The following is an 18150-nucleotide window of genomic DNA, read 5'->3' on the forward strand; positions in this document are numbered from 1 at the left end:
CTATTTTTCGAGAGCAGGAAGGTGGTGAGGCGCGCAGGACGCGCGCCTCCGCTTGTGTCTGCTTCCCCCCACACATCCGCCCGTCCGCCCGATGCCGGTCACGTGGTCGGTGCGACCTGGACCGAGGCCCCCTACCCGGTCCTGGTCGTCGACCAGCACGGCGTCCTCGTCGACTTGAACGAGGCCGCGCGGATACTCCTGCCCGGTGCGGCCGGGGGCGACCGGTTGGACGAGCGGGTTCCCGCCTGGCTCTCCGGTGCCCACGCACGCCTGGGCGGTGCGGGGACGGAGGGGAGCGGTACGGGCGCCGGCCTGCCGAACGGACGTATCAACGGTCGTCACTTCGAGGGGCATCCGACCGCGGCCGGCGGCGGTGACGTCGTGTGGTGGCTGGTGGACGACACGGACCGGCGCGTGGCCGAGGCCGCGCTCACCGACACGAGGACGCGGACCGAGATCCTGTCCGAGGTCTCCAGCACCCTGCTGTCCACGCTGAACGTGCCACGCTGCATGGAGGCGTCGGCGTTCCTGGCCGCCGCGCATCTGGCCGACGCCGCCGTCGTCGTCGCGCCGCCCCAAGGACGGCGCCACTCGCTGACGTTCGCGAACCGGGGCGGTCCCGTCACCCGGGCCACCCGGCAGGTCGACGTGACCGCGGTGCCGGGCCTGGCCGAGGCCCTCCAGGGCTTCCCGCCCGTGTCGGCCCGCTGGATCGACCCCGCCGACATTCCCGACTGGGTCACCCCGGACGGCTTCCCCGGCCCGCTCGGCTCGGTGATCGTCACCCCGCTTCCGGGTCACGGCGTACCCGCAGGGGCGCTGATCCTGCTGCGGTCCAGCACCGAGCAGTCCTTCACCGAGGGGGAGGAGGTCTTCGCCCGCCTCTTCGCCGCCCGGGCCGGAGCGGCCCTGTCCGCCGCCCGCCTCTACGGCGAACAGGCCGCGGTGACCGCCACCTTGATGCGCGAGCTGCTGCCCCCGACGCTCCGCAGCGTGCACGGCGTCGAGTACGCCGGCGGCTACCGCGCGGCCAGAGACCACGAGCGGGTCGGCGGGGACTTCTACGACGTCCACCCGGGCTCCGACCCCTCCAAGGACACCCTCGTCGTCCTCGGGGACGTCGCGGGCAAGGGACTGGACGCGGCGGTGCTCACCGGCAAGATCCGCAACACGTTGCACGCGCTGCTGCCGCTGACCGACGACCACCAGCGGGTGCTCGACCTGCTCAACGGTGCCCTGCTCTCCTCCCACCACACCCGTTTCGCCACGCTGGTGCTCGCCTCGGTCCGCCGCCAGGGCGACCGGGTCCGGCTCCGGCTGACCAGCGCCGGGCACCTGCCGCCGCTGATCGTCCGGGCCGACGGCACGGTGGAGGAAGTGGCCACGCACGGTACCCTGGTCGGCGCGCTGCCGGCCGTCACGGCGGACACCGTCCAGACGGTGCTGGAACCCGGCGAGACGTGTCTGCTCTACACCGACGGCATCACCGAGGCACGCGGCGGCCCGCTGGGCGACGAGTTCTTCGGTGACCACCGGCTGCGGCGGGCCCTGGCCGAATGCGCGGGACTGCCGGCCGAAGCGGTTGTGGAAAGGGTGCAGATGCTGGCCGCCCAGTGGCTGGGCGCCGGCCGCCACGACGACATGGCCGCCGTCGTCATCAGGGTTCCCCGGGACGGCCCGCCGACGGCCGACGACGGGCGGCCGGACAGGCGGTACAGCAGGAGGAGTACGTGAGAGAGCCCACCGCGGCGGCCGAGCTGACGGACCGGCTGTGGCAGGCGGTGGTCGACGGCGACGAGCACGGGGCCGCCGACATCGTCCACGAGGCGGTGGCCGACGGCGTGCCCGAGGAGACGCTGCTGCTCGAGGTGATCGCGCCCGTCCAGGCGAGAGTCGGCTCCGAGTGGGCCGCCGACCGCATCACGGTGGCCCAGGAACACGCAGCCACCGCCATCAACGAACGGGTGATCGCCTCCCTCGCGCACCGTCGGCCGGTCCGCGAGCGGCGACTGCCGCACCGGGGCCGGGTGACGGTCAGCTGCATCGACGGCGAATGGCACGCCTTCCCCGCCCGGCTCGTCGCCGAGGTGCTCCACCTCCGCGGCTGGCGGGTCGACTATCTGGGCGCCCAGACCCCGACGCCGCACCTGGTGGCCCACCTGCACCACACCGGCCCCGACGCCGTCCTGCTGTCCGGCTCGATCCCCACCCACCTGCCGGCCGCGCACGCCGCCGTCACCGCCTGCCAGGCCCTCGGTGTCCGCGTCCTGGTCGGTGGCCTCGCCTTCGGTGCGGACGGCCGCTACGCGCGGGCGCTCGGTGCCGACCAGTGGGCGGCCGACGCGCGCGGGGCGGCCGAGGTGCTCGCGTCGGGCCTGCCCAGGGCCCGTCCGGCGGCGATCCGGCAGGTGGCGGACGACCTGCCGCACCTGGCCGACCAGGAGTACACGATGGTCGTCCGGTCCCGCCCCGAGCTCGTCAGGCAGACCCTGACCGGCCTGGAGACCCGCTTCCCGGCCGTGCGCGGCTACGACGACGCGCAACGCGAGCGCACCGCGGAGGACCTCACCCACATCGTCGACTTCCTGGCCACCGCCCTCTACGTCGACGACCCCGAGCTGTTCACCTCGTTCCTGACCTGGACCGCCGACATCCTGGAGGCCCGGCACGTGCCCGCCCGCTCCGTGCCGGCGGCCCTCGACGTCCTCGCCGGCCACCTGCGCGAGTTCCCCCGCGCCGTCGGCCTCATCGAGGCGGGCGGCGCCGCGCTGCGCGGCCGCCCCACCGTTCTGTCCCCGACCTCGGCACCCGCACATGACTGATTCCCGGCCCACTGAGTTCGCCGTCACCGTCGTCCACGAACCCGCCACGCTGGCCGTGCGGGTGTGTGGCGAACTCGACTACGACACGGGCGACGACCTGATCGACATAGTCGTCGAGCACCTGACGGCCGGCGGCGCGCCGCCCCAGGAGGTGCGCGTCGACTTCCACGGCCTGACCTGGATCGACTCCACGGGCCTGGCCGCCCTGTTGATGGTCCACCGCCGTACCAGCGCCGTCGGCGCCACTCTCCGCCTGGACAACCGGCCGGAGGTCCTGGAGCGCGTGCTGCGCCTGACCAACGTCCTGGACCACCTCACCGCGGGCGCGAGCGGCTAGGTCTCCTCCCGGCGCAGGCTCAGTTCGGCCGTGACCTGCTTGCCGTCGTCGAGGAGGACCGTGTGGAACCGCTCGCAGATCCGGGAGACCAGGTGCAGGCCGTGTCCCCCGACGCGGTGCGGGTCGGGGTCGAGCGGACACGGTTGCCGCGGTGAGCGGTCGTGGACGGTGATCCGGAGCAGGCCGTGCTCCGGGAGCAGTTCCAGCAGGAGCCGGCCGGGGCCGGGCGCGTGGCGAAGGGCGTTGGTGACGAGTTCGCTGACCACGAGCTGCGCGTCCAGGGCCGGTTGGCGGTCCGCGGGGTGTCCTGCCCCGACGAGCAGAGTGCGCACGGCGTGCCGCGCGTGAGCGATGGAGGTGCCTTCGCTGCCCCAGGCGACGCCGTACTGTGACGGCGCTGCCGGGACAGGCTCGTCCGTGGCCTGGTTTCCAAGAGGGATGACCATAGAGTTCCCGTGCGGTGCGTTCGACTTCCTGTCGGCGGGTCGTGGTGCGCGCTGTTCTCGCCGGCCCGCGGTGGCCGTGCTCATGGGGTTGACCGGTGTCCCGGTGCCGCTCAGGGGTCCGGGTCCAGGACCGTGAAGTGTCCGAGGGTGCCGCTGATGGACAGCAGCCGGCGCACCGGCAGGGGGAGCGGGCCGCGCAGGACGAACGCGCGGCCGGCCGTGTGGTGCCGGCGTCGGCCTTCGAGGAGCGCGTTGAGCAGCATGCTGTCGGCGAAGGTGACCTGGGCGAGATCCACCACCGTCGTGGCCAGCGCCGCGCGGTCGGCGGCTTCCCAGGCGCCTGCGACGGCTTCCGTGTCGTCGTGGTCCAGCTCTCCGCGCAGGACGACGTGCAGCGCCTGGTCGTGCTGGCTGACGTGGACGTTCATGGCGTGGGCCGCGGGCATGGGGTCATCGTGTCACCTGGGCGTTTGCGCTGCCAAGCCGATCCCGGGCGGATACGGCGGGCGGCGGGCCCGCTCACAGGAACCGCCGGACCGGGGTGACCGCGGCCTCTCTGGCCCGTTGCAGCAACGCCCGGCGTCTCCATCGGGTCAGGTCGATCTCCACACTGTGTCTCAGGTCCGCCTCGAAGTCGCGGTCGAGTTCGGCGGTGAACTCCTCGTCCAGGACGGCGAGCATGACCTCTTCGTCGTGGTTCATGGACCTGCGGTTGAAGTTGGTCGACCCGATGAGCGAGGCGACCGAGTCCACGGTGATGATCTTGGCGTGCATCATGGTCGGCTGGTACTGGCGGATGTGGACACCGGCCCGCAGCAGCCGTGTGTAGTGGTGCTGACCCGCCAGTTGGCAGGCGCGCTGGTCGGTGTGGGGGCCGGGCAGCAGGATCTCCACCCGCACACCGCGCCGGGCGGTCTCGCACAGCAGGCCGATGAAGTAGGTGTCGGGCGCGAAGTAGGCGGTGGCCAGCCGGAAGCGTTCCTCGGCCGAGGTGAGCATGACCCGGATGAGGGTCTGCATGTCCTGCCAGCCGATGCTCGCGGAACCGCGGACGACCTGCACCACCGACGAGCCGGTTCCCGCGTGCCCGGTGAAGCGGTCGTGCTCGTCGAAGAGGTCGTCGTGGCACTCCGCCCAGTTCTGTGCGAACGCGGCCGCGATGCCGTCCACGGCCGGACCGCGCACCCGGACGTGGGTGTCGCGCCACTCGGCGGGGTTGCGGGCGTCACCGCACCATTCCTCCGCGATGCCGACGCCACCGGTGAAGGCGGTCTCCTCGTCGACGACGAGGGCCTTGCGGTGGCAGCGGTGGTTCTGTTTGAAGGGAGACAGCCACACGGGTTTGCGGAACCAGGCCACCTGCACGCCCGCGTCGCCCATGAGGTCCAGCAGCCGCTGTTCGATCTCCTTGGCGCCGAAGCCGTCGAGCAGCAGCCGTACCCGCACTCCCGCGCGGGCCCGCTCGGCGAGGGCGGTGGCGAAGTCGTGGGCGATCTGCCCGCGCCAGTACACGAACGTCATCAGGTCGATGGTGTGCCGGGCCGAGCGGATCGCGCCGAGCATCGCGGGGAAGATCTCGTCGCCGTTGCGCAGGGGCGTCAGGTCGTTGCCCTCGGTGGCGGCGACGCCGATCAGCCGCTCCAGGCGGCGGCGCAGGCGCTGCTTGCGCGCCGCCACGTCGGGCGCGGCGGCGCGCGCCGGGGGTGCCGGTATGCCGTCGAGTATCACGCCGATTCCCCCAGGGGCCGGAAGACAGAAGGACACGGGCTGCCGGACGAGCCCGAACATCCGGATGCCCGGCCGGAACCGCCGTACTCCAGCCGTCGCCGTGACGCCCGTCGCGCAGCAGGCACGGGCGGGACGCGGGCCGGCCCGGTGGCCGACGCGAGGGTGAAGACCGGGCGCGCAACCGCCAGTTCCAGCCGTTGTCATGGTGCGGTCATGACAACATCGAACGTCGGGTGTCAGGCTGCTCTCCAGGTCTTCACCGTGAACACACGGAAACCTCACGAAAACCCCACACCCTGCCCCCACTTCACCGCACGGCAGCGCAGACGTCATCCCGTCGCACCGTGCCTCTTCCGGCTCCACCCGTTCCTCCCTTCACCCGCGCGCCGCCGGACGGCTCGACCCAGCCGCCCCGCTCTCCGGGCTCCACCGAGCCCGACCACCCCACAGAAGGAGAACGCCATGTTCCGGCAGGACCGTCACCACCGTCGGATCAGACACCGCGCCACCCTGGCGCTGACCGCGGCAACCACCCTGCTCGCGGCCGGACTCCAGACCGGCACCGCCCTGGCCGCGGCCGGCGAACCCGGCCCCGCCGCCGTCCATGCCGTGCCCCGGGCCGGCGCGGCCCCCGCCCCGCTCTCCCCGGCCGGGCGCACGGCCCTGCTCAGGAGCGCCGCGGCCGACGCCCCGGACACCGCGAGGTCCCTCGGCCTGGGCGCCGACGAGAGGCTCGTCGTCAAGGACGTCGCCCGGGACGCCGACGGCACGACCCACACCCGCTACGAACGCACCTACGCCGGCCTGCCCGTCCTCGGCGGCGACCTGGTGGTCCACGACAGCGCCGGCCGCCTGACCGTCTCCCGGGCTTCGAGGGCGGCCCTCTCGGTCCCGTCCACCAAGGCGCGGATATCCCCGGCCACGGCGAAGGCCCGCGCACTCGGCGCGGCCGCGAAGGCGGGCGCCGGGCACCGGGCGCTCGACCGCGACCCCCGGCTCGTGGTCTGGGCCGCCTCCGGCAAGCCCGCCCTGGCCTGGGAGTCCGTGGTCGGCGGCTTCCAGGACGACGGCACGCCCAACGAACTCCACGTGATCACCGACGCGGTCTCCGGCAAACAGCTCTTCCAGTACCAGGGCGTCGAAACCGGCACCGGCACCGGCCAGTTCAACGGGACCGTGCCCCTCGGCACCACGCTCTCCGGCTCCACCTACCAGCTCGTCGACGGCGACCGGGCCGGCCACCGCACCTACGACCTGAACCAGGGCACCTCCGGCACCGGCACCCTCTTCACCGACGACAACGATGTCTGGGGCGACGGCACCCCGGCCAACCGGCAGACCGCCGGCGTCGACGTCGCCTTCGGCGCCGCGGCCACCTGGGACTTCTACAAGAACGTCTTCGGCCGCAACGGCATCCGCAACGACGGCGTGGCCGCCTACAGCCGCGCCCACTACGGCAACAACTACGTCAACGCCTTCTGGCAGGACAGCTGCTTCTGCATGACCTACGGGGACGGCGCGGGCAACACCCACCCGCTCACCGCGCTCGACGTCGCCGCGCACGAGATGAGCCACGGCGTCACCGCCGCCACCGCGGGTCTCACCTACTCGGGGGAGTCGGGCGGCCTGAACGAGGCGACCTCGGACATCTTCGCCGCCGCGGTCGAGTTCTACGAGAACCTGCCCGCCGACGTCCCGGACTACCTGGTCGGCGAGCAGATCGACATCAACGGCGACGGCACACCGCTGCGTTACATGGACAAGCCCTCCAAGGACGGCGCGTCCAGCGACAACTGGAGCCCGTCGCTGGGCGGACTCGACGTCCACTACTCCTCGGGGCCGGCCAACCACTTCTTCTACCTGCTCTCCGAGGGCAGCGGCGCGAAGACCGTGAACGGCGTCGCGTACGACAGCCCCACCTACGACGGCCGGCCGGTGACCGGCATCGGCATCGAGAACGCCCAGCGCGTCTGGTACCGCGCCCTCACCACCTACATGACGTCGAGCACCGACTACGCGGGCGCCCGTACGGCCACCCTCCAGGCGGCGGCCGACCTGTTCGGCGCCTACAGCCCCTCCTACCTCGCCGTGGCCGACGCGTGGGCGGCGGTCGACGTGGGCAACCGGATCGCGCTCGGCGTGAACGTGACCCCGATCGCCGACCAGATCAGCGGCATCGGGCAGGCGGTGTCCCTCCAGGCGGACGCCTACACGACCAACTCCGGCGCCGGCCTGACCTACCGCGCGACCGGTCTGCCGGACGGCATCACGATGAGCGACACGGGTCTGATGTCCGGCACTCCCACCACCCTCGGGACCAGCGACGTCACCGTCACGGTGACCGACGCCACCGGCGCCTCGGCCACCCAGCGCTTCTCCTGGCGGATCGCCTACGTCTACGCCAACGCCACCCGCGTCGACATCCCCGACAACGGCCCCGCGGTGGAGTCCCCGGTCACCGTCACCGGACGCACCGGCAACGCCTCCGCCGCCACCCAGGTCTACGTCAAGATCGTCCACACCTACCGCGGTGACCTGACCGTCGACCTCGTCGGCCCCGACGGAACCGCCTACTCCCTGCTCAACCGGAGCGGCGGGTCCGCCGACAACGTCGACCAGACCTTCACCGTCGACGCCTCCGCGCAACCCCTGTCCGGGACCTGGAAGCTCCGTGTCCAGGACCGGGCCGCGATCGACGTCGGCTACATCGAACAGTGGCGGCTCATGCCCTGAGCCCCCCCGGCTCCACCGGTCGTACGCGTCGGCCCGCGCAGCCGTGGGCCGACGCCTCCCCGTCCGTTCGGTGGACGACGAGCTCTTCGCCCTGGGCGGCCACTCGCTGCCGGCGACCCGGCTGCCGAGCCGGATCCCGCGTTCGGCGCGTCCCTCTTCAGGGGGAACGGCGGGCGGCCCGTCGGGCGCGGCACCCGGGCGGGAGCGGGCGCCTGCGCAGCGCCCGCGGAACGGATCGCCGCGGAAACGTGCTGTCCTTCGCCCGGCCGGGTAGCACATAGTGGAGGGTCTTCGTCGATCAACCAGAACGGACGCACGTGACGACTGCGTACAGCGAATCACCTACGGAGCGCGTCCCCGGGCGGGTCTGGACGGTCCGCCTGACCGGACACGCCGACCGGACGGCCACCGTGACCTGCAGCACCGCGGCCTGCCGGATGCCGCCGCGTTCCAAGGACCTCGCGGCGCTGCGCGCGTTCGCCGCCGGGCACGCGGCCGCGCACGCGAGGGCGGCCACCGTCCGGCCCAACGCCCGCTGCCACTGCGGCGCACAGCAGTGCGAGGCCCACCCGGACACCAGGACGCAGTGCGCGGGCGGTGTGGCGCTGGTCCTCCAGCACGATCCGGCCGTCGGGCGGGTCTGGACGCTGGAGGAGATCTGCGAGGCGTGCGCCCGGGTCCTCCCGCACATCAGCGTCCTCGCCCGCGCCCAGCGGCCGAGCCGTACCGCCGCCGGGCGGCCCGCCGAGCAGCAGCAGCCGCCCGCCGCCGCGCGGCCGGGGATCCCCGGAGGTTTCTCGTCGCTCGCCGCCGGGCCGTCCGACGACGGACCCCGGCCCGCGCGACGCCCGCGGCGGGCACCCCGCCCGTCCCGAGGCCGGCCCCGGGGCGAGGGCCGCTGACCCGGGACCGGTACGGTCCGGGCGGCCGGCGCGCCGCACACTCGTCCGGTTCGTACCGCGGTGGTGCCCACCCGGCCGGCTGTCGCCTATTCCCGGGGAACGGCGGGTACGTCTGCGATGATGCGCCGTGCCGATCCGGTCACCGGGGGAGGGTTTCGCAGACGTGTCCGCACAGAGCCGCCAACAGAGCCGCCGGTCCAGGGCGTTGTCCGTGCTGCCGTTCGCGGTCATGGGCGCGGTCGCCGTGGCCGACGTGGTGGCCGGCCCGTCACTCGGCTTCCTGCCGCTGGTCTCGGTGGGACCCGCCTTCGCCCCCCTCGTGGGCGGCTGGAAGCGCACCGCGTGCGTCGGCGGACTCTCCCTGCTGCTGTGCGTCGCACTCGGCTGGGTCGACGACCTGACCGACATGCGACGTGGAGTCATGGCCGTCGGCTCCGTCCTGGGGGTCACCGTCGCCGGACTGGTGGCCGTGTCCATGCGCCGCAAGCGGGAGGCCGAACTCGAAAGCGTCCGGTCGATCGCCGAGGCCGCGCAGCGGGTCCTGCTCAAGCCCGTGCCCAAGCTCGCCGGGCGGCTGCGGGCGGCCGTCTCCTACACGTCCGCCGTGGCCGAGGCCCGGATCGGCGGAGACCTGTACGAGGTCGTCGCCGCGCCGCAGGGCGTGCGGGTGATCGTCGGGGACGTCCAGGGCAAGGGGCTGGAGGCGGTGGAGACGGCGGCGCTGGTCCTCGGGGCGTTCCGTGAGGCGGCGCTCGACGAGGCGGATCTGCAGGAGGTCGGCAGCAGGCTGGCCCGCTCCGTCGACCGGCAACTGGACGGCGAGCGGTTCGTCACCGCCGTGCTCGCCGAGGTCAGCGCCCACCAGGTGACCTTCCTCAACTTCGGCCATCCCGCGCCGATGCTGGTCCGTGACGACGGCACGGTCGACCTGCCCGAACCGGAGACCCACGCACTGCCGCTGGGCCTGGGCGCACCCGGCGTCGCAGGACCACAGCCCTACCGGGCGAGTTTCCTGCCGGGCGACCAACTGCTGCTGTACACCGACGGCATCATCGAGGCCCGGGACCGGGGCGGACGCTTCTACCCGCTCGCCGAACGCGCCCACCTGCTCAAGGAGGAGGACCCCGAGGCCGCCCTGGAAACCCTCCGTCAGGACCTCCTCCAGCACATGAACGGCCCGCTCCAGGACGACGCCGCCATGCTGCTGCTCCGCTACCGGTGAGGCTCACCGGCCGATCCGCCGGGCCGCCGCCGCTGCGGGACTCCGGAACCCTTGACCGCATTGGTCCAGTCCAATAACCTCACCCCCCACCGGACCCCACCCGGCGCACCACCCTCCAACCGTCACGTTCCTGACGGCCCCCCATGTCCGCGGGAGGACCTGTGGTTTCCCGACGTACCTTCCTGACCGCCGCCGGTACCGCCGCCGCGGCCGCACTCACCCCGCTCTCGGCCCGCGCCGCCACCGCGGCGGCAGCGGGCGTCCCACTCCCCGTGAAACTGGCGAACAACTCCGGCCACGACACCGTCTACGCCTACATCACCGGCTCCGACAGCACCGGCTGGCCCGTCTTCGTCTCCGCGAACGGCGCCCTGATCCGGCTGCCCAACCCGTCGTCCACGGTGACCCCCGTCGCCGACCACTCCATCCCCCTGGGCGCCTCCGGTTCGGCCGCCACCACCGTCAACCTGGCCGACCACGTCATAGGCGGCCGGGTGTGGTTCTCGGTCGGGCAGAAACTCCAGTTCTTCGTCAACCCGGGGACCGTACCCGGCCTGGTGCAGCCCGCCCTGGTCAGCTCCGACCCCAACTGGGCCACCAACTGGACGTTCTGCGAGTTCACCTTCAACAGCGCCAACCTCTACGCCAACATCTCCTACGTCGACATGGTCGCGCTGCCCGTCTCGATGGCCAGCACCGGCAGCGGCGGCAACCAGTCGGTCAGCCCCCTGCCCTCGGGCGCCCTCGCCGCCATCGCCTCCGGCCTGCGCGCCCAGCACGCCTCCGACGGAGCACCCTGGGACCGACTGGTGGTCACCGACTCCTCCGGCGCCGTCCTGCGCGTCCTGTCGCCCGCGCACTCACCGGTCGACTTCGGCGGTTACTGGGACGACTACCTGAACCGGGTCTGGAGCCACTACGCGGCCACCCCGCTGACCGTCAACGGCCAGGGCGGGATCGGCTCCTACACCGGGACCGTCTCCGGCGGGGCCATCGTCTTCTCCGGCCTCGACACCAACGGTGTGCCGTTCACCAGGCCGAGCGCCGCCGACATCTTCGGCTGCGCCTCCGGTCCCCTCTACAACTCGGGGCCGGACGCGCGCGGGGCGATCGCCGCCCGGCTGGCCGCCGCGCTCAACCGCAGCTCCCTGCTGGTCCCGGGCGGGAACAACCAGCCCGACGGCGTGGCACCCGCCCAGTACTACCAGGACGCGATCACCAACCACTACGCACGGCTCGTCCATCAGTACGCCACCATCGGCTACGCCTTCCCCTACGACGACGTCGGCCCCACCGGCTCCGCCCCGGTGGACGGTCACCTCCAGGACGGCGCGCCCACCTCGTGGACCGTCACCCTGGGCGCCGGCGCGGGCAGCGGACCGGGCAGCCCGGGCTCGGGCACCGTCAGCGCGTACAGCACCATCCAGGCCGAGTCCTACTCGGCGCAGAGCGGAACCTCGACCGAGAGCTGCTCCGACACGGGCGGAGGCAGCGACGTGGGCTACCTCTCGAACGGCGACTGGCTCAAGTTCTCCTCCGTCGACTTCGGCTCGGCCTCGCCGAACCAGTTCAAGGCCCGGCTGGCGTCGGGCGCCGCCTCGGGTGTCAGCGGCGCCGTACAGGTGCGCCTCGACAGCACCGGTGGCACGAAGATCGCCGAGATCGACTTCGCCAACAACGGCGGCTGGCAGAACTGGCAGACGGTCCCCGCGAACATCGTCGCCCCCGCCACCGGCGTCCACGACGTCTACCTGGTCTTCGCGGGCAGCAACTCGGACTTCACCAACATCAACTGGTTCACCTTCACCAGCTGATCAAGGCCGGGAGCCCGGCCGGGATGGGCCTGGCCGGGCGCCCACCGGTGCCGGCCCCGGTCCTGCCCCCGTGACCGCAGGGCTCGCGAACGGAACGTGCGCGGGCGACCAGAGGGGAGCGCGGGCTGCGCCGCGGCCGTCCGGCCGGTCGCTGCCGAGGCCGAGACCGCGGTGCGCACCGCCCGCCGTGCTGCCCTGGAGAACAGCATTCGCGTGTCCCCGGGGCCGCGGAGAGGGGCCTTCGAACCGGCCGCGAAGGCATGTGTGGGGGACGAGCGCGCAGGAGCGCGGTCATCCTGTCGCGGCCACGGCCGCCCGCGGCGAGACTCTGCTCGGGATCGTGCCAGCGGACACGGTCTGCGCCACCAGCAACAGGAAGGGCCGGCCAGTGAACCGACCGCCGTTCTCCCCCGTCGTCGCCATGTCGGCCAGGCAGAGCCTCGGGCTGTCGCCCCAGCAGGTGACGGAGCAGATGAACGCCTGCGGGGTCCCCGTCGACATCTCGGTGATCCACGCGTGGGAGGTCGGCGAGTACCGCCCCACCGAGGACGAGTTGTTCGTCCTCGCGGACGTCCTCTGGTGCCGGACCACGGACCTGATGGAGATCCAGGACCCGCGCACCCTGAGGGAGCACCGTCTCGCGCGCCGGCTCACCGCGGCGAAGGTCGCCCACTCCGTGGGAATGGAACCGGCCGCGTACGAGCGCGCCGAGGAGACGCACAGCTGGACCGGTGACGGCCGGCAGACAGCGGCTCTGCTGCGCGTACTGGACCTCACCCTGCACCAACTGGCCAGGGCCACCGGACAGCCCGGCGCACCGGGACCCGCCCCCGTGACCGGATCGGTCCGCACCGGGACCCGATGAGGCCTGTCGCCCCGGTGACCCCGCCGGTCAGGCTGGGGGCATGACCCGAGCCTTGATCGTCATCGACGTCCAGGAATCCTTCCGCGCCCGCCCGCTGTGGGAGACCATCTCCGACCCGAAGATCGCCTACCAGGTCGACCGACTGGTCCGGCTCGCCCGCCGGGCGGGCGACCTGGTGGTGTGGGTGCTGCACTCCGAGCCCGGCAGCGGCGACGTGTTCGACCCCGCCCTCGGCCACGTCCGGCTGATGGAGGAGTTGCGGCGCCTGGACGCCGAACCGCTCCTCCACAAGACCTCGCACAACGCCTTCACCACCACCAACCTGCAACAGCTCCTCACCGAGCGCGGCATCCGGGACCTCACGGTCTGCGGCATCCGGACCGAGCAGTGCGTCGAGACCACCACCCGCGTCGCGAGCGACCTCGGCTACTCGGTCACCTTCGTCGTCGACGCCACCGCGACCAACCCCATCGCCCACCGTGACGCCCCCGCCGACCGGAGCATCGCCGAACTGCTGGCGGACCCCCGTACCCTGAGCGCCGAAGAGATCATCAGGCGGACCGAGTACGCCCTCGCCGGACGCTTCGCCACCATCGCCACCGTCGGACAACTGGAGTCCTCGGCCGAACCCGGGGCATGATGACCGGATCGTGAGCCACGTCGTCTTCCTCCTGCTGCCCGGGGTCCATCTGCTGGACCTGGCGGGCCCCGCACAGGTCTTCTCCACCGCCTGCGACTTCGGGCAGCCCTACATCCTCAGCTACGTCGCCGAACAGCCCCAGGTGCGCACGGCCCAGGGGCTGCCCCTGGTGGCCGGGCTCGACTGGCCGGAGCTCGGCCCCGAGGACCTGATCGTGGTACCCGGCTGGCGGGCGCGCACCCTGGCCGGCAGCCCTGACCTCGGCGCGGACTCCCTGAAGGCGCTCAGGGACCACCACGCCGGCGGCGGGACCGTCGCCAGTGTGTGCGCGGGAGCCGAGGCGCTCGGCCGGGCCGGCCTGCTCGACGGCCGACGCTGCACCACCCACCACGACGTGCAGGACGAACTGGCGCGCCGCTACCCGAGGGCGACGGTCGTGCCGGACGTGCTGTACACCGCCGACGACCGGGTGGTCACCTCGGCCGGCATCGCCAGCGGCATCGACCTGGCCCTGCACCTGGTCGCCACCCGGCACGGCCCCGCCGTCGCCGCGCAGGTGGCCAGGGACATGGTCGTCTACGCGCGGCGCAACGGTCATGAACCACAGGCCAGCGCCATGCTCAGGTACCGGTCCCACCTCGACGACACCGTGCACCACGCCCAGGACCTGCTCGACGCCCGCTTCGACCGGCCCCTGCCGCTGTCCGCGCTGGCCGCGACGGTGGGCGTGAGCGAACGCACCCTCACCCGGCTCTTCACCCGCGCCACCGGCGGCCTCACCCCGCTGCGCTACCAGCAGACCCTCCGCCTGGAACGTGCCGAGCACCTCATCAGCCACGGCGCCACCGTCGACGCCGCCGCCCGCGCGGTCGGTTTCGAGGACCCTCGTATGCTGCGCCGCCTGAGAGCACGCCGGGACTGACCGGCCGGGCCACCGCCGACACCGACGTCGACTTCGGGCGCTTTACCCGTCAGGCACCTAGTAGGTACCATCGACGTCATGCCTTCCCTGAACGTCTCTTTCACCGACGAGGAACTCGAGGGTGTCCGGGCCGCGGCCGCCGCGGAGGGCAAGAGCCTCAAGCAGTACCTGCACGACCTCGGAGTCCGTGAGATGCAGCGCAAGCGGTTCGTCGCCGGTGCCACCGAATGGGCCGACCGGTTGCGCGGGGAGTTCGACGAGGCATTCCCCGACGAGGTGCCACCCGCCGAGCGCGGCGACGGGGCTGCCGCCGCCTGATGCCTCCCCTCTACATCGACGTCTCCTGGCTGCTGGACGTCCAGGAGAGCGCGCTCGGCCACGACGACCTGAGCGTCTCCGACTACTCGGCGCTGGTGGCCGCCGTCGCCCGGCACAGGACCCGGCTGCCCACCCTGGCGGCGGCCGACCCGGACACGGCGTGGCGAGCCGCGGCGCTCCTGCACACGATCGTCCGCCTGGAGCCGCTGCCGCACCGCAACAGCCTGTATGCCGCGTTCATCGCGGCCCAGTACATGGCGCAGGCCGGAGAGGGCATCGATCCGCCCTACGGTGCGCTGCCCGACCTGGTCCGCAAGGTCCGGGACACCCGCATCGGCGTCCAGGACGTAGCCGACCGGCTGCGGGGCTGGAAGCTGTAGCCGGGTGTGCGGGTGACCCGCGACGGACGGCGGTCACTCGGACAGGTCCCACAGCAGCCGGTAGTACGCGGTCCGTTCCCGGTCCGGTTCGACTCCGTACGCTTCGAGCAGCGGCTCCTCCCATCCGGGACCGTAGTTCCACCGCGTGCTCCACGTGGCGACGGCGAGATCCGCCCAGCGGTCGGCGGTACCGAGCGTGCCGAGGTCGACGTGGCCGGTGCACAGGCCGTCGCCGCCGACCAAGGTGTTGGGAGCACAGGCGTCGCCGTGGCAGACCACGAGCCGGTCGACCGGGGGAATGTCGGCGAGCATCCCGAGCGCGTGCCCGACGGTGCCGATGTGCCCGAGATCGGGGTGCCAGTCCGCCGGATCGAGCAGGCCGGCGGCCGCGCGGGACCGTACTGCTCCCAGGCGCGTCTCCGCCGCCCACCCGAACGGGCAGTGCGCGACGGGCAGCGCGTCGTGCAGCGCGCGCAGACCGGCACCGATCGCGCGTACCGCCGTATCGGGGTCGCGCTTCCAGTGATCGTCCACCGCCGAGCGTCCGGGCAGGCCGCGGGTGACGATCCAGGACCCGGTGGCGTCGGCGCCCTCGTCGAGTACATACGGCACCGCGGTGAACCGCGCCGCCCAGCGCAGGCGCGCCACCTCGGCGCTGAGGTCGATGCCGTTGCCGGCCGGCGTCCACTTCACGAACTCCCGTCGGTCGCCCACGCCTATCTGGAACGTCAGTCCGCCGCGCTCGTTCCGCCACACGGCCCGCGCTGGCCGCCCCGCCGCGCGTTCGGTGACGACGGGCGGGAACTCGACGGGGCCCTGGGGCGGCTGGGCGATCATCCGCCCATTCTCACGCACCGCTCGCCCTCGATAGGTTGAACCCTGGAAGAACGGCGGAGGGTGTGCGAGTGGCGCCCCGTGGGACGAGAACGGAACGGGGGCTGGACGTGAACACCGGGGCGGGTTCGGCCGACGACCCTGCCGGAACCGGAACCGGAACCGGAAGCGGGACGCGGCGGCGCGGCAGCCGGGTGGTGTCGGCCCCGCCCGACAGCGCGGCCGCCGCACGTCTCGCCTCGTTGCAGCGGACGGCCGGAAACACGGCCGTCGTCAGGATGTTGACGAGAGGCCGGACGCCCTCGGAGGAGGACCGTTAGGCACCGGGGGCTGCCCCTGCGTACCTTCCGTCGTGCCGCCCCGCTGATCTAGAACAGAGAGCTCGGCAACGGGAAGTTCGGCGAGGAGGACCGTCCATGCGCTCGGTCGCGCGGGATCACCACCACCCTGGTGCACGAGGGCAGGAAGCCCCGCGTGCGGCGTCACCGCCGACGGACCTGAACGGCGCCTGGATACAGCACCTCCAGCGCGCCGCCGCGGGCGAGCACACCTCGTCCCCCGGAACCGGCGGCGGACACGGCCACCCGGCGCACGACCGGAACCACGACGACGAGCACGGGCACAGCCGGCCCGGTGCGACGACCGTCCAACGCGCGGGAACCTCGGCCGCGAACGAGCAGACCGCCACCGAGGAAGCCGAACAGAGCGCGGACACCGACCAGTCGGGCAAGGAGATCATCACCAGGCTGAGCACTTCGATCGAACAGCACACCGTCCAGACGAAGTCGAAACGGAACATCTTCGCGCCGGGCACCTGGTGGCCCGAACAGTGGCTGGTCGAGGGCCCCACCCGGCTGCGCAAGACCCTGGACCGCCGGGTGCTGCGCGGCGAGGCGTTCAACGAGCAGGACCTGGACGACATCAGGCAGCTCTCCGACGTCAACCCGAAGTGGCTCAAGTCCGTGGGCATCGGCACCTACGCCGAGGCGGAGGCGTACCTCAAGGGGAGCTTCAAGGACTGGTTGCAACTGAGCGCGGGCAAACGCGTCCTCACCGCGACGCTGGCCGTCCGCGCGAACCACCCGGCCGTCCGCGAGGCGGCCACGCCGCCGATCAGCCCGGACTACACGCTCGGCCGGTTCATGCTGACCCAGGCGCCCGGCACCTCGGCCGACGAACGCAAGCTCCTGGAAGCCGAGCGCGACCAGCAGATCCGGGAAACCGCCGTCGACTCCCTGTATCCGGCAGGCATGGCCCCCGAGCGCCGGCACGGCGGCGCCATCCCGGAGGAAGGCAGCCCGGTCGGCAAGGGTGGCAAGGAGACGGCGCCCGACTACGTCCGCAAGGACGGCAGGGCCCGCGAGATGCTCACCAAGATCCTGCTGATCCTGCGCAACGGGCTGAAGCTCTACGACCCCGCGCAGGGCAAGCACCAGGTGAACTACGAACAGGACGTCATCCGCGCCCTGGCGCACGGAGGCCGGGTCAACGTCCGTATCCCGGCGCTGAGTTCCAAGGACGAACCGGCCTACTGGCTTCCCCACTTCCTCGGCGTCACGAAGGACGCCACCAAGGGCGAGACCGCCGAGGACGTCTCGGAGCGCGGCTTCGCCACTCACCGCACCTCCATCGGAGCCAACAAGGGCGGCCAGCCGGGCACGTTCAAGGAGAAGGGCGGCATCCTGGCGTCCGCCACCAACAAACTCGCGTTCGGCGCCGCCAGCCCCAAGCTCTGGGGGCAGGACTTCTCCGGCGGTGGCCTCGGCTCCAAGGACTGGAACGGCGACATGGTCCTGCCGAACGGCTCCTACGGACACGTCCTGCTGGTCTACCACCGCCCCACCATGGACCGCGACGGCTCGCTCCAGATCGGCATCGAGACCATCAAGCCGCACGCCGACAGCCCGGTCGGGTACGAGCACGACTTCCGTTCCACCGAGGCCACCTCGAACCCGGAGTCCGTGCTGCACGGCCACAAGGGCGACAAGGTGGGATCCGGCGGTCTCGGGAAGAACGAACGCTTCGTCGACCTGCGGGAGATGGGAGCCGCCCACGGCGGCGACTGGCGTGCCTACCTGGACGAGGTCAAACAGGACTGGGACAAGGCCCTCGCCGAGACCGAGGACGGTTCGAAGGAACGCCGAGCCCTCTATGAAAGCCTCGTCGGACCCCGCCCGAAGCCGTAGC

General features: G+C 72.4%; 17 protein-coding genes. 13 read left to right on the top strand and 4 right to left on the bottom strand.

The annotated features are described in order from the left end of the window. Nucleotides 1-102: 102 nt before the first annotated feature. The 3 genes from ACZ3KP_RS05035 to ACZ3KP_RS05045 are packed head-to-tail and all read left to right on the top strand — an operon-like array spanning nucleotide 103 to nucleotide 3159. Nucleotides 103-1734, top strand: a complete 1632-nt coding sequence (locus tag ACZ3KP_RS05035; protein ID WP_467496432.1) for a PP2C family protein-serine/threonine phosphatase — start codon at nucleotides 103-105, stop codon at nucleotides 1732-1734. Continuing rightward, on the top strand, nucleotides 1731-2822 hold the full coding sequence (locus ACZ3KP_RS05040) for a cobalamin B12-binding domain-containing protein (RefSeq protein ID WP_467496434.1): 1092 nt from the start codon (nucleotides 1731-1733) through the stop codon (nucleotides 2820-2822). The genes ACZ3KP_RS05035 and ACZ3KP_RS05040 overlap by 4 nt, the downstream gene beginning before the upstream one ends. After that, nucleotides 2815-3159 carry an STAS domain-containing protein gene (locus tag ACZ3KP_RS05045; RefSeq protein ID WP_467496436.1) on the top strand — a complete coding sequence of 115 codons (345 nt, stop codon included), beginning with the start codon at nucleotides 2815-2817 and terminating at the stop codon, nucleotides 3157-3159. The genes ACZ3KP_RS05040 and ACZ3KP_RS05045 overlap by 8 nt, the downstream gene beginning before the upstream one ends. Here the strand turns inward: ACZ3KP_RS05045 and ACZ3KP_RS05050 are convergent. The 3 genes from ACZ3KP_RS05050 to ACZ3KP_RS05060 form a co-directional block, all read right to left on the bottom strand. Further along, entirely contained in the window at nucleotides 3156-3512 is a 357-nt protein-coding gene (locus ACZ3KP_RS05050) for an ATP-binding protein (protein ID WP_467496781.1), read from the bottom strand. The genes ACZ3KP_RS05045 and ACZ3KP_RS05050 overlap by 4 nt on opposite strands. Before the next feature lie 203 nt (nucleotides 3513-3715). Then, on the bottom strand, nucleotides 3716-4051 hold the full coding sequence (locus ACZ3KP_RS05055) for an STAS domain-containing protein (protein WP_467496438.1): 336 nt from the start codon (nucleotides 4049-4051) through the stop codon (nucleotides 3716-3718). A 73-nt stretch (nucleotides 4052-4124) separates the two neighbouring features. Further along, nucleotides 4125-5333 (bottom strand): phospholipase D-like domain-containing protein, encoded by a 1209-nt coding sequence (locus ACZ3KP_RS05060; RefSeq protein WP_467496440.1) that lies wholly within the window; start codon nucleotides 5331-5333, stop codon nucleotides 4125-4127. 462 nt (nucleotides 5334-5795) lie between these two features. Between ACZ3KP_RS05060 and ACZ3KP_RS05065 the strand changes: the two genes are divergently transcribed. From ACZ3KP_RS05065 to ACZ3KP_RS05105, 9 genes are all read left to right on the top strand, one after another. Further along, on the top strand, nucleotides 5796-8066 hold the full coding sequence (locus ACZ3KP_RS05065; RefSeq protein WP_467496442.1) for a M4 family metallopeptidase: 2271 nt from the start codon (nucleotides 5796-5798) through the stop codon (nucleotides 8064-8066). 410 nt (nucleotides 8067-8476) lie between these two features. Then, nucleotides 8477-8968, top strand: a complete 492-nt coding sequence (locus ACZ3KP_RS05070; RefSeq protein WP_360566230.1) for a hypothetical protein — start codon at nucleotides 8477-8479, stop codon at nucleotides 8966-8968. 229 nt (nucleotides 8969-9197) lie between these two features. Next, entirely contained in the window at nucleotides 9198-10190 is a 993-nt protein-coding gene (locus ACZ3KP_RS05075; protein ID WP_467496783.1) for a PP2C family protein-serine/threonine phosphatase, read from the top strand. Between the two features lie 161 nt (nucleotides 10191-10351). Continuing rightward, nucleotides 10352-12004, top strand: a complete 1653-nt coding sequence (locus tag ACZ3KP_RS05080) for a beta-1,3-glucanase family protein (protein ID WP_467496444.1) — start codon at nucleotides 10352-10354, stop codon at nucleotides 12002-12004. Nucleotides 12005-12392: 388 nt separating this feature from the next. After that, complete coding sequence (locus tag ACZ3KP_RS05085; protein WP_467496446.1) at nucleotides 12393-12869, top strand: helix-turn-helix domain-containing protein; 477 nt, start codon at nucleotides 12393-12395, stop codon at nucleotides 12867-12869. A 40-nt stretch (nucleotides 12870-12909) separates the two neighbouring features. Then, on the top strand, nucleotides 12910-13509 hold the full coding sequence (locus ACZ3KP_RS05090; protein WP_467496448.1) for an isochorismatase family protein: 600 nt from the start codon (nucleotides 12910-12912) through the stop codon (nucleotides 13507-13509). 10 nt (nucleotides 13510-13519) lie between these two features. Continuing rightward, complete coding sequence (locus ACZ3KP_RS05095) at nucleotides 13520-14431, top strand: GlxA family transcriptional regulator (protein ID WP_467496450.1); 912 nt, start codon at nucleotides 13520-13522, stop codon at nucleotides 14429-14431. Nucleotides 14432-14509: 78 nt separating this feature from the next. Beyond that, the gene (locus ACZ3KP_RS05100; protein ID WP_046727032.1) at nucleotides 14510-14749 is read left to right on the top strand and encodes a hypothetical protein; all 240 of its coding nucleotides are present in this window, start codon (nucleotides 14510-14512) and stop codon (nucleotides 14747-14749) included. Next, nucleotides 14749-15129 carry a toxin Doc gene (locus ACZ3KP_RS05105; protein WP_132890845.1) on the top strand — a complete coding sequence of 127 codons (381 nt, stop codon included), beginning with the start codon at nucleotides 14749-14751 and terminating at the stop codon, nucleotides 15127-15129. The genes ACZ3KP_RS05100 and ACZ3KP_RS05105 overlap by 1 nt, the downstream gene beginning before the upstream one ends. Nucleotides 15130-15162: 33 nt before the next feature. Here ACZ3KP_RS05105 and ACZ3KP_RS05110 read toward each other — a convergent pair whose 3' ends face one another. After that, the gene (locus ACZ3KP_RS05110) at nucleotides 15163-15966 is read right to left on the bottom strand and encodes a phosphotransferase (RefSeq protein WP_467496453.1); all 804 of its coding nucleotides are present in this window, start codon (nucleotides 15964-15966) and stop codon (nucleotides 15163-15165) included. 413 nt (nucleotides 15967-16379) lie between these two features. On the opposite strand from ACZ3KP_RS05110, the gene ACZ3KP_RS05115 reads away from it, so the two are divergent. Further along, nucleotides 16380-18149 carry a PE-PGRS family protein gene (locus ACZ3KP_RS05115; RefSeq protein WP_467496455.1) on the top strand — a complete coding sequence of 590 codons (1770 nt, stop codon included), beginning with the start codon at nucleotides 16380-16382 and terminating at the stop codon, nucleotides 18147-18149. Nucleotide 18150 lies beyond the last annotated feature (1 nt).

Source organism: Streptomyces sp. NPDC020958 (assembly GCF_055562175.1).